Source organism: Streptomyces sp. NPDC051569, from assembly GCF_044454085.1.
GTDB lineage: Bacteria > Actinomycetota > Actinomycetes > Streptomycetales > Streptomycetaceae > Streptomyces.
Window position 1 is genome coordinate 123,876 of sequence record NZ_JBITDJ010000008.1, and the last position, 19,815, is coordinate 143,690.

Sequence of the window (19,815 nt, forward strand, 5' to 3'; positions counted from 1 at the left end):
TCGCACCACTCAAGCCGGTTCGGACCGATCACCCGTCCTGACACCGCCCAGCTGTCACAGCCCTCATGGAGACCTTCGTGTCCACAGCAGATTCTGGACTCTTTCTCGACATGTTGCTCCGTCAGTTCACCGCGACTCCCGGCAGTACGGCGGTCGAGCTGGGCGATCAGCGGCTGACCTACGCCGAACTGGACGCCGCGTCCCAGCGGCTCGCCGCGCGCCTGAGCGCCGCCGGCGCGGCGCCCGACACCACCGTCGGTGTGTTCCTGGAGTCGTCGCTCCAGCTGGCGGTCGCCGTGGTCGCGGTCATCCGCTCCGGTGCCGCCTGGCTGCCCCTGGACCCGTCCTACCCGCAGGACCGGCTCGAATACATGATCGAGGACTCCGGTACGCGGCTCCTGGTGGCCGACCCCCGCGAGGCCGGCCGGCTCGCCGGGACGGGCATACCGGTCGTGGACCCGGCCGATGACGCGGCCGGGGCCCCTGACGCGGCCCCCGGCACGGCTCCGGTGCTCCGGCCCACGGCCGGCTCCGCCGCCTACGTCATCTACACGTCGGGCTCCACCGGACGGCCGAAGGGCGTCACCCTCACCCAGCGCGGGCTGGCCAACCTCGCCGAGGCGCAGGTCGCGACCTTCGGTCTGGAGCCGGGCAAGAGGGTCCTGCAGTTCGCCTCCCCCAGCTTCGACGCCTCCGTCTTCGAACTGGCGATGGCCCTGTGCTCCGGGGCCACCCTGGTGCAGCCGCCCCGGCGCGACGTGCTGTACGGGCCCGGACTCGGCGAGTTCCTCCGTGCCGCCCGGATCACCCATCTCACCCTGCCGCCGAGCGTGCTCGGCATGGTGCCGGAGACCGAGCTGCCCGACCTGGAGCTGATCGTCTGCGCCGGCGAGGCGCTTCCCGCCCGGCTGGTGGAGCGCTGGGGCACCGGACGCCGGATGATCAACGCGTACGGCCCGACGGAGGCCACCGTATGGGCCTCGCTCGCCGAGACCCGCCCCGGCGGCGGCAAGCCCGTCATCGGCCACGCCGTCCAGGGCGTCCGCCTCCAGGTGCTCGACGAGACCCTGCGCCCGGTGCCCCAGGGCGAACCGGGCGAGCTCGTCATCGGCGGGGCCGGGGTCGCCCGCGGCTACATCGGCCGGCCCGGTCTGACGGCCGACCGCTTCGCCCCCGACCCGGAGGTGCCCGGCGAACGCGTCTACCGCACCGGGGACCTGGTGCGTCTCACCGAGGACGGTGAGCTGGACTTCCTGGGCCGGATCGACCAGCAGGTCAAGCTGAACGGTTTCCGGATCGAGCCCGACGAGGCGGCCGGGGTGCTGCGTGAACACCCCGGTGTCCACGACGTGGCGGTCGTGGTCGGGCAGGTCGGCGACGAGGACCGGCTGCTCGCCTACGCCGTGGCGCCCGGCACGGAGCCCCGCGAACTGCGCGAGTTCGCCGGCGCCCGGCTGCCGCACTACATGGTGCCCACGATCGTCATGATCGAGCGGCTTCCGCTCACCCCCAACGGCAAGCTGGACCGCGCCGCGCTCCCGGCACCCGACCGCGCCTCCCTGGGCATGCGCGCGGACGAGGGCGCCGCGCGTACGCCCACCGAGCGGCGCCTCGCGAAGACCGTCGCGGAACTCCTCGGCCTCACCGAGGTCGGTGTCGACGACGACTTCTTCGTCCTCGGCGGCCACTCGCTGCTCGCCGGACGGCTCGCGGCGCAGATCCGCGCCGACTTCGGCGCCGAGCTGCCGATCTCGCGGATCTACGAGCGGCCCACCGTCGCCGCGATGGCGGCGGCGCTGGACCGGCCGGGCGGCACCGCCCCGGCCCTTCCGCCGGTCGGCAGGGCCCGCCGCGACCAGCCGCTGCCGCTGTCCTTCCCGCAGGAGCGCATCTGGTTCCTGGAGGAGCTGTCCCCCGGCAACCTCGCGTACAACGCGCAGGCCACCATCCGGCTGCGCGGAACGCTGGACGTCGCGGCCCTGGACGCCACGTTCACCGAGATCGTCCGGCGGCACGAGGTCCTGCGCACCGCCTTCACCACGGTCGACGGCGTCCCCGTGCAGGAGCCGCGCCCGCCGATGCCGGTGGAGGTGCCGCTGCTCGACCTGACGGACGTCACCGGCCAGGAGCGGGAGCGCAGGACCGACGAGGCCGTACGGGAGACGATCGGGAAGCCGTTCGACCTGACCGACCCGCCGCTGCTGCGGTGGCTGCTGATCCGGTACGCGGCCGACGACCACACCCTCGTCCAGGTCGAGCACCACTTCGTTCACGACGGCTGGTCCTTCGCCATGCTCCTCGACGAGGTACGGGCGATCTACCCCGAGCTGGCCGCCGGCCGCCCGTCGCCGCTGCCCGAACCCGCCGTCCAGTACGTCGACTTCGCGGCCTGGCAGCGGGACTGGATGCGGGACGAGGTCCTCACCCGGCACCTGGACCACTGGACGACCACGCTGGAGGGCGCGCCGCTCACCCTCGACCTCCCGACCGACCGGCCGAGGCCCCGGAACCAGTCGTTCGAGGGGGCGGCGGTCCGGATCGACCTGCCGGCCACGCTCTCCCGCCGGCTGCGGGAGACCAGCCACGAGGCGGGCGTGACGCTGTTCGCCAGCATGCTGTCCGGCTTCACCGCGCTGCTGGGCCGCTACGCCGGTGTGACCGACGTCGTGGTCGGTACGGGCGCGGCCAACCGCCGGCTCGCCGAGACCGAGCGCATGCTGGGCATGGTCGTCAACACCCTGCCGCTGCGCGTCGACATGTCGGGTTCACCGGACTTCGACGAGCTCAGGAAGCGCGTCCACGACATCGTCGTCACCAGCTCCGACTGGCAGGACGTCCCGCTCGACCGGCTGGTCAAGGCGGTCGCGCCGCCCCGGGACCAGTCCCGCAACCCGCTGTTTCAGGTGATGTTCAGCTTCCACAACGCCGCGGTGCCGGACCTGGACTTCGGCGGTATCGAGGGCACCGTCCTGGAACGCCACAACGGCACGGCCAAGATGGACCTCAACATCGTGGTCATTCCGCGCGCCCAGCAGCGCACCGGCCGGGAGGACCACCCCGACGGTGAGCGGATCACCCTCATCTGGGAGTACTCCACCGCGCTGTTCGACGAGGAGACCATGCGCCGCATGGTCGACCACTACGTCAAGCTCCTGGACGCCGCCCTCGGCGACCCCACCGTTCCCATGGACCGCATCGGCATGTTGTCGGGTGTGGAGTTGGGGTTGGTGACGGAGGGGTGGAATGGGACGGTGGGTGATTTTCCGGGGGGTTGTTTGCATGAGTTGGTTGATGCTCGTGCGGTGGTTTCTCCGGATGCGGTTGCTGTGGTGGGTGTTGGTGGTGAGTGTGTGACGTTCGCCGAGTTGGTGGGGCGGGCGAATGCGTTGGCTGTGCGGTTGGTTGGTCTGGGTGTGGGGCCGGATGTGCCGGTGGGTCTGTGGTTGGACCGGTCGGTGGAGATGGTGGTGGCGTTGTTGGGGATTTTGAAGGCTGGTGGTGCGTTTGTGCCGCTGGATCCTGATGTTCCTGCGGGGCGTGCGGTGAGTGTGTTGTCGGGTGGTGGTGTTCCGCTGGTGTGTACGGATGCGGAGCGGGCTGTTCATTTTGTGGGCAGTGGTGTGGGGGTGGTTGATTGTGGTGTGGGGTTGCTGGGGGATGTCGCGGAGTCGGGTCCTTCGGTGAGGGTGTTGCCGGATCATTTGGTGTCGTTGTATTTCACGTCGGGGTCGACGGGTGTTCCGAAGGCTGTGGCGAGTACGCATCGGGGTTGGGTGAACCGGATGTGGTGGATGCAGGAGCATCATGGGCTGGAGCCTGGTGATGCGGTGCTTCACAAGACGATTCTGAGTTTTGATGATTCGGCTGTGGAGTTGTTCTGGCCGTTGATGGTCGGTGGTCGGGTGGTGTTGTTGGGTCCTGGTCTGCATCGGGATCCGCGGGCGATTGTGCGTGCTGCTGCTGATGGTGGTGCGGTGGCGTTGCATTTCGTGCCGAGTATGTTGGCGTTGTTCTTGGACGAGGTTACTCCGGCGTTGCGTGAGCGGTTGTCGGGGTTGCGTCATGTGATTTCGAGTGGTGAGGCGTTGCGGCCGGATCTGGTCGGGCGTTTTTATGATCGGTTTGTTGGTGTCGGGGCCCGGTTGCACAATCAGTGGGGTGCGACGGAGGTGTCGATCGATTCGACGGTGCATACGTGTGTGGCGTCGGAGGGGTCGGCGGGGAGTGTTCCGATCGGTTTGCCGATCACGAATAATCAGTTGTTTGTGCTGGATCGGTACATGAATCCTGTTCCGGTGGGTGTGCCGGGGGATCTGTATCTTGCGGGTGTGGGTCTGGCGCGTGGTTATTGGGGTGATGCGCGGAAGACGGCGGCTGTTTTCGTGCCGAGTCCTTTTGTGTCGGGTGAGCGGTTGTATCGGACGGGTGATCAGGGGATTCGGCGTGCTGATGGTGCGGTGACGTTCCTGGGTCGGGTGGATCATCAGATCAAGGTGCGTGGTATTCGGATCGAGCCGGGTGAGATCGAGCATGCGTTGTGTGCGCATCCGGATGTTGATGATGCGGTGGTGACGAAGTGGGAGCCGGCGCCGGGTGATCAGCGTTTGGCGGCTTATCTGAAGTCGTCGGTGTCGGAGGTGGAGTTCGGGCGGGTGGTGGAGGAGGTTCTGGCGGATCTGGCGTTGCGTCTTCCGCCGTATCTGATTCCGGCGAGTTTTACTCCGGTGGATGTGATTCCGACGAATGCGAACGGGAAGACGGATGTGCGTCGTCTGCCGGTTCCGCGTGCGGTTGAGTCGGCGGGTTCGTATACGCCGGCGGGTACGGAGACGGAGTTGCTGGTCGCGGGTGTGTGGGCTGATGTTCTGGGGGTTCAGGACCCGGATATCCACACGAGTTTCTTCACGCTGGGTGGTCATTCGCTGCTCGCGACGAAGGCGATCGCCCGGCTGCGGACCGCGCTGGACCTCGATCTCCCGCTGGTCCTCCTCTTCGACAACCCCACCATCCACACCATGGCGGAGGCGGTCGAAGCGGTCCTGCTGCGCGATCTGGAAGAAGCCGGCGACGACCCGGCCGAGCAGCTCCTGAACGGCCAGAAGGAGATGTCATGACCACCGTCGACAGCGGGAACCGGCCCAGGCCCGCCGACGATTCGGCCGGTCGCGCCGTCCCCGACCGTCTCGCCCAGGCCCGGGAGCGGATACGGGCGGCCCGGCTGCGGCTGGCCGGCGGCGGGAGCGAGGACATCCCCCGGCGGGAGGCCGCCGAGCCGGTCGCCTCCTTCTCGCAGGAGCGCATGTGGCTCCTCGAACGGCTCCTGAACGGCTACAACTCGTACGAACTGGTCCGGCTGCGCGGCCGGCTCGACCTCGACGCGCTGCGTGGCGGCTTCTCGGTGGTCGTCGGACGGCACGAGGTGCTGCGTACCGTCTTCGCCGAACACGACGGGGTGCCCGTACCGCGCCTCAGGTCCGCCGGGCCGGTCCCGGTCCCGGTCACCGACCTCACGGGTCACCCGGCGGGGGAGCGGCACGACCGCGCCCTCGCCCTCGCCGAGGCCGCCATTCAGGAGCCCTTCGACCTGGCGGACGACTCCCCGCTGCGGGCAGGGGTCTTCCGGCTCGCAGCGGACGACCACCTGCTGCTCGTCGTCGTCCACCACATCGCCGTGGACGGCTGGTCCATGCCGCTGCTGTGGGCGGAGCTGTCGGCCGCCTACACCGCGCTGGTGGACGGCCGGGAGCCGGAGCTGGCGCCGCTGCCGATCCAGTACGGGGACTACGCGGCCTGGAGCCGTGAGCACCTGAACGGCGAGAGCCTGGCCGGGCAGCTGGACTACTGGCGCGGCCGGCTGGACGGCGTCACCGGCACCGAGCTGCCCTCCGACCGGACCCGCCCGGCCGTACGCTCCGGCGACGGCGCTTACGTACCGTTCTCCCTCCCCGCCGAGGCCGTCCGCCGTCTTGAGGAACTGGCCCAGCGGCACGGCGTCACCCTGTTCATGGTGCTGCTGGCCGCGTTCAACGCCACCCTCGCCCGGCACACGGGCAGCGAGGACATCGCCATCGGCACGCCCATCGCCGGGCGCACCCGGCGGGAGACGGAACCCCTGATCGGGTATTTCGTCAACACCCTGCTGATACGGACGGACCTGTCGGGCGACCCGACCTTCACCGAGCTGCTCGCCCGGGTCCGGGCGACCTCCCTGGAGGCCTACCAGCACCAGGAACTCCCCTTCGAGGCACTGCTCCAGGAGCTCCGGCCCGAGCGCGACCTCAGCCGCAACCCGCTCTTCCAGATCATGTTCACCCTCGGCGACGAGGAGACCGCCACGCTGAGCCTGCCCGGCCTGGTGGCCGAACCCGTCCGCACGGTGGTGACGAAGTCACGGTTCGACGTGAACTTCTCGCTCACCCGGCGTGGTGGGGGAGTGGACGGCTTCCTCATCTACGCGACCGACCTGTTCGAGAACGCGTCGATCGAGCGATTCGTCGACCATTTCCAGCGCTTCCTCCGGAACGCCGCCGAGAACCCCGAGAGCCGGCTGTCGGCCGTCGGCATGTTGTCGGGTGTGGAGTTGGGGTTGGTGACGGAGGGGTGGAATGGGACGGTGGGTGATTTTCCGGGGGGTTGTTTGCATGAGTTGGTTGATGCTCGTGCGGTGGTTTCTCCGGATGCGGTTGCTGTGGTGGGTGTTGGTGGTGAGTGTGTGACGTTCGCCGAGTTGGTGGGGCGGGCGAATGCGTTGGCTGTGCGGTTGGTTGGTCTGGGTGTGGGGCCGGATGTGCCGGTGGGTCTGTGGTTGGACCGGTCGGTGGAGATGGTGGTGGCGTTGTTGGGGATTTTGAAGGCTGGTGGTGCGTTTGTGCCGCTGGATCCTGATGTTCCTGCGGGGCGTGCGGTGAGTGTGTTGTCGGGTGGTGGTGTTCCGCTGGTGTGTACGGATGCGGAGCGGGCTGTTCATTTTGTGGGCAGTGGTGTGGGGGTGGTTGATTGTGGTGTGGGGTTGCTGGGGGATGTCGCGGAGTCGGGTCCTTCGGTGAGGGTGTTGCCGGATCATTTGGTGTCGTTGTATTTCACGTCGGGGTCGACGGGTGTTCCGAAGGCTGTGGCGAGTACGCATCGGGGTTGGGTGAACCGGATGTGGTGGATGCAGGAGCATCATGGGCTGGAGCCTGGTGATGCGGTGCTTCACAAGACGATTCTGAGTTTTGATGATTCGGCTGTGGAGTTGTTCTGGCCGTTGATGGTCGGTGGTCGGGTGGTGTTGTTGGGTCCTGGTCTGCATCGGGATCCGCGGGCGATTGTGCGTGCTGCTGCTGATGGTGGTGCGGTGGCGTTGCATTTCGTGCCGAGTATGTTGGCGTTGTTCTTGGACGAGGTTACTCCGGCGTTGCGTGAGCGGTTGTCGGGGTTGCGTCATGTGATTTCGAGTGGTGAGGCGTTGCGGCCGGATCTGGTCGGGCGTTTTTATGATCGGTTTGTTGGTGTCGGGGCCCGGTTGCACAATCAGTGGGGTGCGACGGAGGTGTCGATCGATTCGACGGTGCATACGTGTGTGGCGTCGGAGGGGTCGGCGGGGAGTGTTCCGATCGGTTTGCCGATCACGAATAATCAGTTGTTTGTGCTGGATCGGTACATGAATCCTGTTCCGGTGGGTGTGCCGGGGGATCTGTATCTTGCGGGTGTGGGTCTGGCGCGTGGTTATTGGGGTGATGCGCGGAAGACGGCGGCTGTTTTCGTGCCGAGTCCTTTTGTGTCGGGTGAGCGGTTGTATCGGACGGGTGATCAGGGGATTCGGCGTGCTGATGGTGCGGTGACGTTCCTGGGTCGGGTGGATCATCAGATCAAGGTGCGTGGTATTCGGATCGAGCCGGGTGAGATCGAGCATGCGTTGTGTGCGCATCCGGATGTTGATGATGCGGTGGTGACGAAGTGGGAGCCGGCGCCGGGTGATCAGCGTTTGGCGGCTTATCTGAAGTCGTCGGTGTCGGAGGTGGAGTTCGGGCGGGTGGTGGAGGAGGTTCTGGCGGATCTGGCGTTGCGTCTTCCGCCGTATCTGATTCCGGCGAGTTTTACTCCGGTGGATGTGATTCCGACGAATGCGAACGGGAAGACGGATGTGCGTCGTCTGCCGGTTCCGCGTGCGGTTGAGTCGGCGGGTTCGTATACGCCGGCGGGTACGGAGACGGAGTTGCTGGTCGCGGGTGTGTGGGCTGATGTTCTGGGGGTTCAGGACCCGGATATCCACACGAGTTTCTTCACGCTGGGTGGTCATTCGCTGCTCGCGACGAAGGCGATCGCCCGGCTGCGGACCGCGCTGGACCTCGATCTCCCGCTGGTCCTTCTCTTCGACAACCCCACCATCCACACCATGGCGCGGGCACTGGACCAGCTGGCACCCGGCACCGGCCAGGCGCTCACCGCAGACGGCTCCGGAGACCGGCCGCTGTCGGCGAGCCAGCGCAGGATGTGGTTCCTGGAGCGGCTGAACCCGGGAACCGCCGAGTACAACGTGCCGTCGGCGGTCATGCTGCACGGCCCGCTGGACACCGCCGCCCTGACCGCGTCGCTCACCGCGATCGTCGACCGCCACCAGGTCCTGCGCTCACGCGTACTGCTCGGCGAGGGCGACGCACCGCTCCAGCACGTCGAACCGGGCTCGGTGTTCACCCCGGTCGTCACCGACCTGCGCGAGCACACCGCCGACGAGGCGCGCGCCCTGGCCGACCGGCTCGCGGCCGAGGACGCCGGACGGCCCTTCGACCTGACCGAGGCCCCCTGGCTGCGGGCCCGGCTCGTCCAACTGCCCGGCGAAGCGCACCTGCTGATCCTGATCGTCCATCACATCGCCGTGGACGGCGTGTCCATGTCCGTGCTGTGGACGGAACTCACCTCCCTCTACACCGCGCTGGTGGCCGGCCGAAAGCCGGAGCTGGCGCCGCTGCCGATCCAGTACGGGGACTACGCGGCCTGGAGCCGCGAGCACCTGACCAGCGAGAACCTGGCTGGGCAGCTCGACTACTGGCGTGGCCGGCTGGACGGTGCCACCGCCACCGAGCTGCCCACCGACCGGCCCCGCCCGGCCGTACGCTCCGGTGACGGCGCCCAGGTGCGGTTCAGCCTGCCGGCCGCACTCACCGAGCGGCTCGGGCAGCTCGCGCAGGACCACAGCGTCACCCTGTTCATGGTGCTGCTGGCCGCGTTCAACGCCACCGTCGCCCGGCACGCGGCGAGCACGGACGTCACCGTCGGCACGCCCATCGCCGGGCGTACCCGGCGGGAGACGGAATCCCTCGTCGGATTCTTCGTCAACACCCTGCTGATGCGGACGGACCTGTCGGGCGACCCGACCTTCGCCGAGCTGCTGGCCCGGGTCCGGGCGACCTCCCTGGAGGCCTACCAGCACCAGGAACTCCCCTTCGACCTGCTGGTGGAGGCGCTCCAGCCCGAGCGCGACCTCAGCCGCAACCCGCTCTTCCAGATCATGTTCACCCTGGTGGACGCCCAGTCGGGCGCGCTCGACATCCCGGGCGTCACGACCACACCGGTCGAGCTGCACACCGACAGCGTCCGCTTCGACCTGGACGTGATCCTGGTGAACTACGGGGACCGCGTCGAGGGGATGTTCACCTTCGCCACGGACCTCTTCGACCGCGAGACCACCGAACGGCTGGCCCAGCACTACCAGCGACTGCTCGACCAGGTCGCCGCCGACGCGCGGCGCCGGCTGTCACGGATCAGCGTCCTCACGCCCGGCGAGGAGGAGAAGCTGCGCTCGGTGTGGAACGACACCGCCGCCCCGATCCCCGACCGCTGCCTGCACGAGCTGATCGACGAGCAGGCCGCCCGCACCCCGGACGCGGTCGCCCTCACCACGCCCGGCGGCGAGGACATCAGTTACGCCGGGCTCGCCGAGCGCTCCGCCGGGCTCGCCGCCCGGCTGCGCGCGGCCGGAGCCGGCCCCGACGCCCCCGTGGCGGTCCTGCTGGACCGCTCGCCCGAGGCCGTCGTGGCGGTGCTCGCCACCCTCAAGGCCGGAGCGGCCTACCTGCCGCTCGACCCGGGCTACCCGTCCGACCGCGTCGCCTACATGCTCGCCGACAGCGGCGCGCGGCTCCTGCTCTCCCGCAAGGACCTCGCCGAGTCCTTCGAGACCGGGCCGGACGTCCGCCTGATCGACCTCGGTGATCCCGGCGCCGACGCTCCGGCGGACGGGCACCCCGCCCCCGCCGTCCACCCCGGCGGCCTGGCCTACCTCATCTACACGTCGGGCTCCACCGGGCAGCCCAAGGCCGTCATGGTCCCGCACCACGGCCTGGCCAACTTCACCGCGGACCTGGCGGACCGGCTCCGTATCGACCGGCGCGACACCGTCTGCGCGGTGACCACGATCGGCTTCGACATCGCGGTGCTCGAACTGCTCGTGCCGCTGACGCGCGGCGCCACGGTCGTCGTCGTGGACCGGGAGACCGCCTCGGACGGTGCCAGGCTCGCCGCGACCCTGCGCGACTCGGGCACCACCCTCCTCCAGGCGACCCCCGCCACGTGGCACCTGCTGCTGATGAGCGGCTGGCAGGGCGCCGCCCTGCGCGCCGTTTGCGGCGGCGAGGCGCTGTCCCGGCAGCTGGCGCTCGACCTCGTCGGCAAGGTGGACGAGCTGTGGAACGTCTACGGGCCCACCGAGACGACCATCTGGTCCACCGCCCACCGGCTCGACCCCGACCTGCCGGCAGGCCCGGTCCCGATCGGGACCCCGCTCGCCAACACCCGTGCCTACGTGCTCGACGACTCCCTGCGGCTCGCGCCGATCGGCGCGGTCGGTGAGCTGTACCTGGCCGGTGCGGGGGTCGTACGCGGTTACGGCGGACGTCCCGCGCTCACCGCCGAACGCTTCCTCCCCGACCCGTTCGGCACCGGGGAGCGGATGTACCGCACCGGGGACCTCGCCCGGCGGCGCGCCGACGGAGTGCTGGAGTTCGCCGGACGGGCCGACAGCCAGGTCAAGATCCGCGGGCACCGCATCGAGCCCGGTGAGGTCGAGGCCGCGATCCAGCGGCACCCGGCCGTCGCCCGCGCCGCGGTGGCCGTCGTCGGCCGGGACATGGACCGGCGCCTGGCCGGCTACGTGGTCTGGCGGGACGGCAAGGACGAGGCGGGCCTGCGCGCTCATCTGCTCGATCAGCTGCCCGCCCACCTCGTACCGTCCGTCCTCGTCGGTCTGGACGCCCTGCCGCTGACCCCGAACGGCAAGGTCGACCACCGCAGGCTCCCGGAGCCGGACGCCACGGCCGGGGGGAACGGCGTCGCGCCGCGTGACCTCCTCGAACTGCGCATGGCGGCGCTGTGGGAGCGGATTCTCGGCCACGCGCCGGTCGGCGTGCGCGACGACTTCTTCGCCCTCGGCGGCCACTCCCTCAAGGCGTTCGAGCTGGTCGAGGCCGTCCGCCGGGAGTTCGGCGTGGAGGTGCCCCTGAACACGCTGTTCCGGAACGCGACCGTCGAAGGGCTCTGCGCGGCGCTGCCGTCCGCCTCCTCCGTGGTCGAGCATCTGCTCGTCCCGATGGCGGACCCCGGCGGGCAGCGCGCGGAACACCCCGGCGGACAGGGCCCGGAACGGCCCGGCGGCCCGGCGGACAGCGCGCCGCTCTTCCTCGTCCACCCGCACGGCGGCGACGTCTGCTGCTACATCGACCTGGCCCGCAGGCTCGGCACGGACCGGCCGGTGTACGGGCTGGAGGCCGTCGGCTACAACACCGACGCGGCCCCGCTGAGCAGCATCGAGGACATCGCGGCGCGGTACGTCGAGGAGATCAGGTCGGTCGCCCCGAAGGGCCCCTACCTGCTCGCCGGCTGGTCCTTCGGCGGCAACGTCGCCTTCGAGATGGCCGTACGGCTGGAGGCCGCGGGCGAGGAGGTCGCCTTCCTCGGCGTGATCGACGCCGAGGCCTTCGGGACCCGCGCCGAACCCTCCGAGAAGGACGTCCTGGTGCGCTTCGGTGCCGAGGCCGGGCTCTCCGAGGACGAGGTCCAGCGGCTCGACGACGAGCAGATCATCTCCGCCCTGGTCCGCAGCTCCCACGAGAACGACAAACTGCCCCAGCGCACCGAGTCGACGGCGGTCCGCCGGATGCTGGCCGTCGCCCGCGCCCACCAGACGGCCGCCGCCCACTACCGGACCGATGCCGCGATCACCGCGAACATCCACCTGCTGACCGTGTCGGAAGAGCATCCGACGCTCGACGCCCCGGTGGTCGACGCGACGGCGTGGCAGGCCCGGACCACGGGCGCGGTCCACGAGATCCCGCTGCCCGGCAACCACCACGACGTGGTCTACCCGCCGCATTCCGCGACGGTGGCGGACGAGATCCGCACGGTCCTGCACGAGATTTGCCCCATGACAGACACGACCGAGGAGGCATAGGTGGATGTCGGCACGCACAATCACGCCGTACTGATGTCGCAGGACAGGGACGGCCAGGTGCTGACCGAGCCGGTGCCGGGCGGCGTCGCGGGCGACGTGCTCGTCGGCACCGGCACGGCTCCCAGCCATCACGGCGAGCTGCTCCAGGGGCTGTTCGAGGACGGCGGCCGGCTGCGCAGGGGCCTGGTCACCCTTCCCTGCTCGCTGTTCGCCAGCGAGGCCACGGTGCGCCTGAGCAGCTGGGAGCCGGAACTCCGGGTCACCCCCACGTGGAAGACCAAGTCGCTCAGCGCGGCGCGCGACACGCTCGCCGCGCTCGGCCTGGACACGTACGGCGGCGTCCTGGAGCTGCGGGGCGACGTCGCGGTCGGCCGCGGGCTCGGCTCCTCCACCAGCGACGTGACCGCCGCGATCCTCGCCGTACTCTCGGCGACCGGCCGCCATCTCGCGCCGGAGCGGATCGCCCGGATCGCCGTCGGCGCCGAAGTGGCCACCGACCCGCTCATCTTCGACCGCCTGGTCCTCTTCGCCCAGCGCGAGGGAGAGGTGATCGAGGACTTCCACCGCCCCGTGCTCCCGATGGAGGTGGTCGGCTTCTCCTACGCCGACGCCGAGATCGACACGCTGTCCTGGCCGGCGGCCCGCTACACCCCCTGGGAGATCGAGTACTTCCGGTCGCTGCGGGGTCTGCTGCGGCGCGCGGTCGGCCGGGGCGACACCGCCGACCTCGGCAGGATCGCCACCGCCAGCGCGCGTATCAACCAGCGGATCCTGCCGGTCCCCCACTTCGACCGGCTCCTGCAGACGGCCGAGGAGAGCGGGGCCCTGGGGATCCAGGTCGCGCACAGCGGCACGGTCGCGGGTCTGCTCTTCGACTCCCGTCAGGCACAGCTGGAAAGCCAGGTCGCCCTCGCGACGCGACGCCTCAACCAACTGCGATTCACCGACAATTGGCGCTACACCGCCGGGAGCGACAGCCATGGCACTCACGTACGCGAGTCGTAATCCGTTCAAGAGCGTGGTCGACAGCCACGCTCTGCCCAGGATCATCCAGACAGACAAGAACCTGTACGGCGCCGCCTTCCACCTGATGAAGCTGCTGCCCGCGCAGTTCATCCTGAGAAGCGCCGCCGACAGCGGGGAACTCCAGCCGGACACCACCGTGGTGGAGACGACCTCGGGAACGTTCGGACTCGGCCTCGCCATGGTGTGCCGCCTGCGGGGGAATCCGCTGGTCCTCGTCGGCGACCCCGCCATCGACGCCCCGCTGCGCCGCCGGCTGGAGGCTCTCGGCGCCCGGGTGCACATCGTGTCCGGCCCGGAGCTGCGCGCCAAGGGGGTCCAGCAGGCCCGCCTCGAACGGGTCGCCCGTATCCAGGAGAAGCTGGGCACCTACTTCACCCCCGGCCAGTACGACAATCCGCTCAACCCCGTGTCGTACGGCGCCGTCGCCGAACTCCTGATGGAGAGCCTCGGCACCATCGACGCCCTCGTCTGCCCGGTCGGATCGGGCGGCTCGTCCTCCGGCATCGGCTCCTTCCTGCGGGCCGTCAACCCCAAGCTGCGGCTGATCGGCGTGGACACCATCGGCAGCGTGCTGTTCGGCGCGCCCGCCGGACCGCGGCAGCTGCGCGGGCTCGGCAACGGGCTCATCCCGCGCGTGCTGGACCACACCCTCTTCGACGAGGTGCACTGGCTGGACGCGCCCTCCGCCTTCCTGGCCACCCGGCAGCTGCACGCCCGGCACGCCGTCTACCAGGGGCCGACCAGCGGCGCCGCCCACCACGTGGCGAGCTGGTACGCCGAACAGAACCCGGACCAGCGGGTCGTGGCGCTCTACCCGGACGAGGGGCACCGCTACACCAGCACCGTCTACAACGACGCCTGGATGCGGCGCAACGACCTGCTCCTCTCCGAGGCCTCCCCCGCGCCCCGCACGCTGGACCACCCCGCCCAGGCCGAAGGCGCCTGGTCCCGGTACGCCTGGAACCGGCGCACCCACGACGACGTCGTTCGCCTCACGGATGGACCCACCTCATGACCGCCGAACTGCTCGTCCTGGTCGAGAGCAACACCACCGGCACCGGGCGGCTCTTCCCGGCCGCCGCCCGGGACCTGGGGCTGCGCCCCGTCCTGCTGGCCGCCGATCCGGGCCGGTACACCTCGGTGGGCGGCGCCGAAGTCGTACGGACCGACACGGACAGCCCGCAGGAGGTCATCGCCGCCTGCCGACGGCTCGGCGCCACCCGGCGGATCGCCGGCATCACCACCAGCTCCGACTACTTCGTCGAGACCGCGAGCACCGCCGGCGTCGAACTGGGCCTGCCCGCCCACTCACCCGGCGCCATCAGGTCCATCCAGGACAAGGGCGTGCAGCGCAGACTGCTGGCCGAGGGCGGGGTACGGGTCCCCCGCTTCGCGGTCGCCGCCACCGTCCGCGACGCGACGGACGCGGCGCTCGGACTGGGCTTCCCGGTGGTGCTCAAGCCGGTCACCGGCAGCGGCAGCCTGGGCGTCCACCTGTGCGCGGACGCGGCGGAGGTCACCGAACGGGCCGCCGCGCTGCTCGCCAGGGAGACGAACGAGCGCGGTCGCCCGATCCCCCGCCGCCTGCTGGTGGAGGAGTTCGTCCGGGGGGCCGAGTACTCGGTCGAGGTCCTGAGCGACACGGTCATCGGTGTCACCCGCAAGTACCTGGGGGAGCTGCCCTCGTTCGTCGAGACCGGCCACGACTTCCCGGCACCGCTCGCGCCGTCCGCGTACGAACGGATCGCGTCCACGGCGCTCGCCGCCGTCCGCGGGCTCGGTCTCGTCCTGGGCCCGGCCCACGTGGAACTGCGCATGGACGGCGACGAACCGGTGCTCATCGAGGTCAACCCCCGGCTCGCCGGCGGGTGGATACCCCGCCTCGTCCAGGAGGCCACCGGGATCGACCTGATCCACGAGACCGTCAAGGCCTTCTCCGGCCGGGCGTCCGGGGTGTCCGCCCCGGTCCGTGCCACCCGGGCCGGAGCCGCGGCCATCCGCTTCGTCCTCGCCCCCGGTGACGGCGAACTGACCGAGCTGCGGGGCGTCGCCGACGCCCGCGCCGTCCCGGGCGTGATCGAGGTCGAGCCCTACCGCTCGCCCGGAGCTGCCCTCACCGTCGCCGGTGACTTCCGCGACCGGATCGGCCATGTGCTGGCGCACGCCGGCGCCGTGGCGGACGCGGCGGCGGCGGCCACCGAAGGCGCCCGCCTCGTCCGGCCGGTGCTCCGCGCGGTGAAGGAGCCCGTGGCATGACCGACTCAGGACGGCTGCGCACCGCGGCCTCTCCGCAGATCCGGCGGATGCTGCTGGAGCACCGGGACAACCCCAGGCCCGCCTGGAAGGACGAGCTGAGCCGGATCACGCTCGTCGACCTCGCCCATGTGGTGATGCTGGCGGAACAGGGCGTCACCGGCGAGCGAACGGCCGCGGAACTGCTCTCCGCCATTCTGGAGCTGCGGGCGCGGGACTTCGCGCCGCTGGAGGACCGCCCCACCCCCCGGGGCCTGTACCTCGCCTACGAGAACTACCTGATCGAGTCGCTGGGCGAGGGGATCGGCGGGGTCCTGCAGACCGGGCGGTCCCGCAACGACCTCAACGCCACCTGCCTCCAGCTGGCGCTGCGCGTCCCGTACCAGCGGCTGTCCGAGGAGCTCAGCCTCCTCGGCGTCGTGCTCACCAACCGGGCCCGCCGGTACAGCGCCACCCTGATGCCGGCGTACACGCACTTCCAGGCGGCCGTCCCCATCACGTACGGCCACTACCTGCTCGGGCTGGCCGGCGCGCTCAAGCGCGACGCCGAAGCGCTGCGCCACGCGGGCACCGCCCTCGACCACTGCCCGCTCGGGGCCGGCTCCATCGGCGGTACGACGGTCCCGATCGATCCGGAGCGGACCGCCGGCCTGCTCGGATTCACCGAACCGGTCCGCAACTCGGTCGACGCCATCGCCTCACGCGACACCGCGCTGCGGCTGCTGGCCATGTCGTCGATCCTCGGCACCACGCTCAACCGGGCGGCGCTCGACCTGCTGATGTGGTCCAGCGCCGAATTCGGCCTGGTGACCATCCCGGACGGGCTCGTCGGGTCGAGCTCGATGATGCCGCAGAAGCGCAACGCGTTCGTCCTGGAACACGTCCAGGGCAAATCGGCCGCCGCGCTCGGCGCGTTCACGGCCGCCGCCGCCGCGATGCGGGGCGCGCCCTTCACCAACTCGATCGCGGTGGGGACCGAAGCCATGTCCCACGTCATCACCGCGCTCGACACCACGACGGACGCGGTGAAGATCCTTCGCCTCGCCTACCAGGGAGCCCGGCCGGTCCCCGAGGCGATGGAGGCCCGCGCCGTCGAGGGGCTGACCGACGCCACCGCCACGGCGGAGTGGCTGGTCCGCCGCGGCGTCCCCTTCCGGCGCGCTCATCACCAGGTCGGTGAGGCCGTACGGACCGTCCTGGAGGGCGGAGCCGACTCGCTCCGGGCGGCTCTGCCCGACCAGCCGGACGCCGACGGCGAGGTCCCGCCCGACCTCCGGCCGGCCGCCGTCCGGCGGGCCGCCGAATTCGGCGGCGGTCCAGGACCGACGTCGTTCGACCGCGCATTCGAGCCGCTGGCCGGTGACTGGCTCGCCTACCGCCGCGAACTGCGCCGGAGGACCGCCGACTGGCAGGCGGCCGACGACCGGCTCGCCCAGGCGGTCGCCCAGGTGCGCCGTCCCGCCCCGACGAATCCCGTCACGCCCATCGAGGAGACAGCACTCCATGTCTGACACCCCGGTATCCGGCACCGGTTCCGCGCCGGTCGTCGAGCTGCGCAGCGACACCTTCACCCTGCCCACGCCCGAGATGCTCGCGGCCATGTCGACGGCGACGCTGGGTGACGACACGTACGGGGAGGACCCGACCGTACGAGAGCTCGAACTCCTCGCCGCGCGGCTCCTCGGCAAGGAGGACGGCTGCTTCATGCCGAGCGGGACGATGGGCAACCTCGCGTCCCTGCTGACGCACTGTCCGCGCGGCACGAAGGCGATCGTCGGGGCCGAGTCGGACATCTACGTGTACGAGGCCGGGGGAGCGTCCTTCTGCGGCGGAGTCATCCTCGAACCGGTGGCGAACGCCGCCGACGGGCGGATGGCGATCGCCGACATCGAGGCCGCTTTCCCGGAGGACCCCGACGACCCGCAGTTCGCGCTGCCGTCGCTGCTCTGCCTGGAGAATCCGCAGAACCGCTGCGGCGGACGCGTCCTGCCGCTGGAGTACCTCGCCGAGGTCGCGGCCCTGGCGCGCTCGCGCGGCATTCCCGTCCACCTGGACGGCGCCCGGATCTTCAACGCGGCGCTGGTGGGCGGGGTGCCGGCGAGCGTCGTCGCCGGATACGCGGACTCCGTGCAGTTCTGCCTGTCCAAGGGGCTGGCCGCGCCGGTGGGTTCGATGGTCGTCGGCACCGCCGAATTCATCACCGGAGTACGGCGGACCCGCAAGATGCTGGGTGGCGGTATGCGCCAGGTGGGCGTGGTGGCCGCCGCCGGTCTCGTCGCCCTGCGGGAGATGACCGGCAGGCTCGCCGACGACCACGACACGGCGAAGCGGCTCGCCGCCGGTCTGCTCGCCCTTCCCGGAGTCACCGTGGAACCGGTCGAGACCAACATGGCGTTCTTCCGGATCAGTCCGGACACGGTGGGCAACGCGGAGTTCATGGCCCGCGCCCAGGCCGCCGGCGTGCACCTCGCGGAACTCGGCCGCGGCCGGATCCGGGCCGTGACGCACGCGGGCGTGAGCACCGACGACATCGACCGGGCGCTGTCGGTCTTCCGCGCCATTCTCGAACCGGCCGGTGCCGTGGCCGTCACGGCGTCAGCCTGAGTGCCGAGCAGTCCCTGAGCGCCGAGCAGCCCCTGAGCACCGAGTACTTCCTGGGCACCGAGCACTTCCTGGGTGCCGAGCACGCGTAGAGCCCTCATACCCATCCCCCTGATGTCCCGGGGACGCCGGAGCGGCGTCCCCGGCAGCGAACGAACGGAGAAGGACATGGAGCAGGACAGCGGACAGTGGACCGTCGTGGTCAACGACGAGGAGCAGTACTCGGTGTGGGCGGCCGACCGTGAGGTCCCGGCGGGCTGGCGCGAGGCCGGTGTGCGGGGTTCGAAGGAGGCCTGCCTGGACCACATCGGGGAGGCGTGGACCGACATGCGGCCGCTGAGCCTGCGCCGGGCGATGGAGAGCCAGGGCCAGCCGGCCTGAGACCCCTTCCGAGGGGGCACCCGGCACGCCGGGTGCCCCCTCGGACGCTCCCGGAACGCGCCTCCTGGCATGTCATAGACCTGCCAAGCGGCGCACGGGGGCGAGCGGCGCTCCGGCCGGGTACCGGCCGGACTCGCCCGGCATCTGCCGGGCGAGGCGACTCAACCAACGGGAAGGACCCGATGACCACCGTGCAGGCGAGCACCACCTACACCGGGGACGCGTGGGGCGAACTGCTCCGCGACTGCCACAGGGCCGGTGTACCGGAGGGACGGTTCTACGAACTCTGCGAGCGCGACGACGGCTACATCAGCGTCTACGACGCCGCGGGGTTCTTCGCGGGCCCCCAGGACTGGCCGGGCCTCGACCAGTGGGCGTACAGCAAGGTCACCGGCCGGACCCTGGACGTGGGAGTCGGAGCCGGGCGGTTCGCGCTGACGCTGCAGGAGAACGGCGCCGATGTCGTCGGGCTGGACGTCTCCGAAGGCGCCGTCGAGGTGTGCGCCGAGCGCGGCCTGAAGTCGGTCGTCCTGGGAACGGTCGACGACCTCGGCGACGACGAGCGCTTCGACTCCTTCCTGCTGCTCGGCAAGAATCTCGGCCTCCTGGAGAGCCGGGAGGAAGGGCCGCGCCTGCTCAGCCGGCTCGCCCGGGTCGCGAGGCCGGGAGCGACCGTGATCGGTACCGGGGTGGACCCGTACCGGCTCAGCGACCCGAGGCACGCCGACTACCTGGAGCGGAACCGGCGGCAGGACCGGCTGAGCGGCCAGATGCGGCTGCGGCTGCGGCACGGGTGGCTCGCCACCGACTGGTTCGACTACCTGTTCGTCTCGCCGGCCGAGCTGGAGGAGATGATCGCGGGCACCGGCTGGTCGCTGGTGGACGTGGAGGAGGAGGGCTCGGGGTACGGCGTCGTGCTGCGGCTGACGGGTGACACCGGCGCGGCCGCGACCGGGTCGCGCGCCTGAGCGGACCGGCTCCCGCAGCGGTCGCGGTGCCCCGCCCTGCCGGCAGTGCCACCGTCGGCAGGGCCACCACCGGCAGTGCCACCACCGGCAGTGCCACCACCGGCAGTGCCACCACCGGCAGGGCTGTCGGCAGGGTTCGGCGGAGCCCTTTCCGGCAGG

Annotated in this window: 9 protein-coding genes; all 9 read left to right on the forward strand. The window is 70.6% G+C overall.

Going from position 1 to position 19,815, the window contains the following annotated elements:
- Positions 1-77: 77 nt before the first annotated feature.
- The 9 genes from ACIBAE_RS15345 to ACIBAE_RS15385 all read left to right on the forward strand — a co-directional run bounded on the left by ACIBAE_RS15345 (position 78) and on the right by ACIBAE_RS15385 (position 19,656).
- Positions 78-5,114 (forward strand): amino acid adenylation domain-containing protein, encoded by a 5,037-nt coding sequence (locus ACIBAE_RS15345; protein ID WP_399285248.1) that lies wholly within the window; start codon positions 78-80, stop codon positions 5,112-5,114.
- Positions 5,111-12,427 carry an amino acid adenylation domain-containing protein gene (locus tag ACIBAE_RS15350; protein WP_399285250.1) on the forward strand — a complete coding sequence of 2,439 codons (7,317 nt, stop codon included), beginning with the start codon at positions 5,111-5,113 and terminating at the stop codon, positions 12,425-12,427. The genes ACIBAE_RS15345 and ACIBAE_RS15350 overlap by 4 nt, the downstream gene beginning before the upstream one ends.
- Positions 12,428-13,432, forward strand: a complete 1,005-nt coding sequence (locus tag ACIBAE_RS15355) for a GHMP kinase (protein WP_399285251.1) — start codon at positions 12,428-12,430, stop codon at positions 13,430-13,432.
- Positions 13,407-14,468 carry a pyridoxal-phosphate dependent enzyme gene (locus ACIBAE_RS15360; RefSeq protein ID WP_399285252.1) on the forward strand — a complete coding sequence of 354 codons (1,062 nt, stop codon included), beginning with the start codon at positions 13,407-13,409 and terminating at the stop codon, positions 14,466-14,468. Before ACIBAE_RS15355 ends, ACIBAE_RS15360 begins: the two co-directional genes overlap by 26 nt.
- A complete protein-coding gene (locus ACIBAE_RS15365; protein WP_399285253.1) occupies positions 14,465-15,709 on the forward strand; it encodes an ATP-grasp domain-containing protein in 1,245 nt (414 codons plus the stop codon). Before ACIBAE_RS15360 ends, ACIBAE_RS15365 begins: the two co-directional genes overlap by 4 nt.
- Positions 15,706-17,217 carry an argininosuccinate lyase gene (gene argH / locus ACIBAE_RS15370; RefSeq protein ID WP_399285255.1) on the forward strand — a complete coding sequence of 504 codons (1,512 nt, stop codon included), beginning with the start codon at positions 15,706-15,708 and terminating at the stop codon, positions 17,215-17,217. Before ACIBAE_RS15365 ends, argH begins: the two co-directional genes overlap by 4 nt.
- On the forward strand, positions 17,210-18,310 hold the full coding sequence (locus ACIBAE_RS15375) for a GntG family PLP-dependent aldolase (RefSeq protein ID WP_399285257.1): 1,101 nt from the start codon (positions 17,210-17,212) through the stop codon (positions 18,308-18,310). Before argH ends, ACIBAE_RS15375 begins: the two co-directional genes overlap by 8 nt.
- Positions 18,311-18,475: 165 nt before the next feature.
- Positions 18,476-18,688, forward strand: a complete 213-nt coding sequence (locus tag ACIBAE_RS15380; RefSeq protein ID WP_399285258.1) for an MbtH family protein — start codon at positions 18,476-18,478, stop codon at positions 18,686-18,688.
- Between the two features lie 182 nt (positions 18,689-18,870).
- A complete protein-coding gene (locus ACIBAE_RS15385) occupies positions 18,871-19,656 on the forward strand; it encodes a class I SAM-dependent methyltransferase (RefSeq protein ID WP_399285259.1) in 786 nt (261 codons plus the stop codon).
- Positions 19,657-19,815: the final 159 nt, after the last annotated feature.

What these genes read in the sequence shown, in the direction of transcription:
- ACIBAE_RS15350 (WP_399285250.1), top strand. Translation starts at nt 5,111, where the DNA reads ATGACCACCGTCGACAGCGGGAACCGGCCCAGGCCCGCCGACGATTCG.
- ACIBAE_RS15360 (WP_399285252.1), top strand. Translation starts at nt 13,407, where the DNA reads ATGGCACTCACGTACGCGAGTCGTAATCCGTTCAAGAGCGTGGTCGAC.
- ACIBAE_RS15365 (WP_399285253.1), top strand. Translation starts at nt 14,465, where the DNA reads ATGACCGCCGAACTGCTCGTCCTGGTCGAGAGCAACACCACCGGCACC.
- argH (WP_399285255.1), top strand. Translation starts at nt 15,706, where the DNA reads ATGACCGACTCAGGACGGCTGCGCACCGCGGCCTCTCCGCAGATCCGG.
- ACIBAE_RS15375 (WP_399285257.1), top strand. Translation starts at nt 17,210, where the DNA reads ATGTCTGACACCCCGGTATCCGGCACCGGTTCCGCGCCGGTCGTCGAG.
- ACIBAE_RS15380 (WP_399285258.1), top strand. Translation starts at nt 18,476, where the DNA reads ATGGAGCAGGACAGCGGACAGTGGACCGTCGTGGTCAACGACGAGGAG.
- ACIBAE_RS15385 (WP_399285259.1), top strand. Translation starts at nt 18,871, where the DNA reads ATGACCACCGTGCAGGCGAGCACCACCTACACCGGGGACGCGTGGGGC.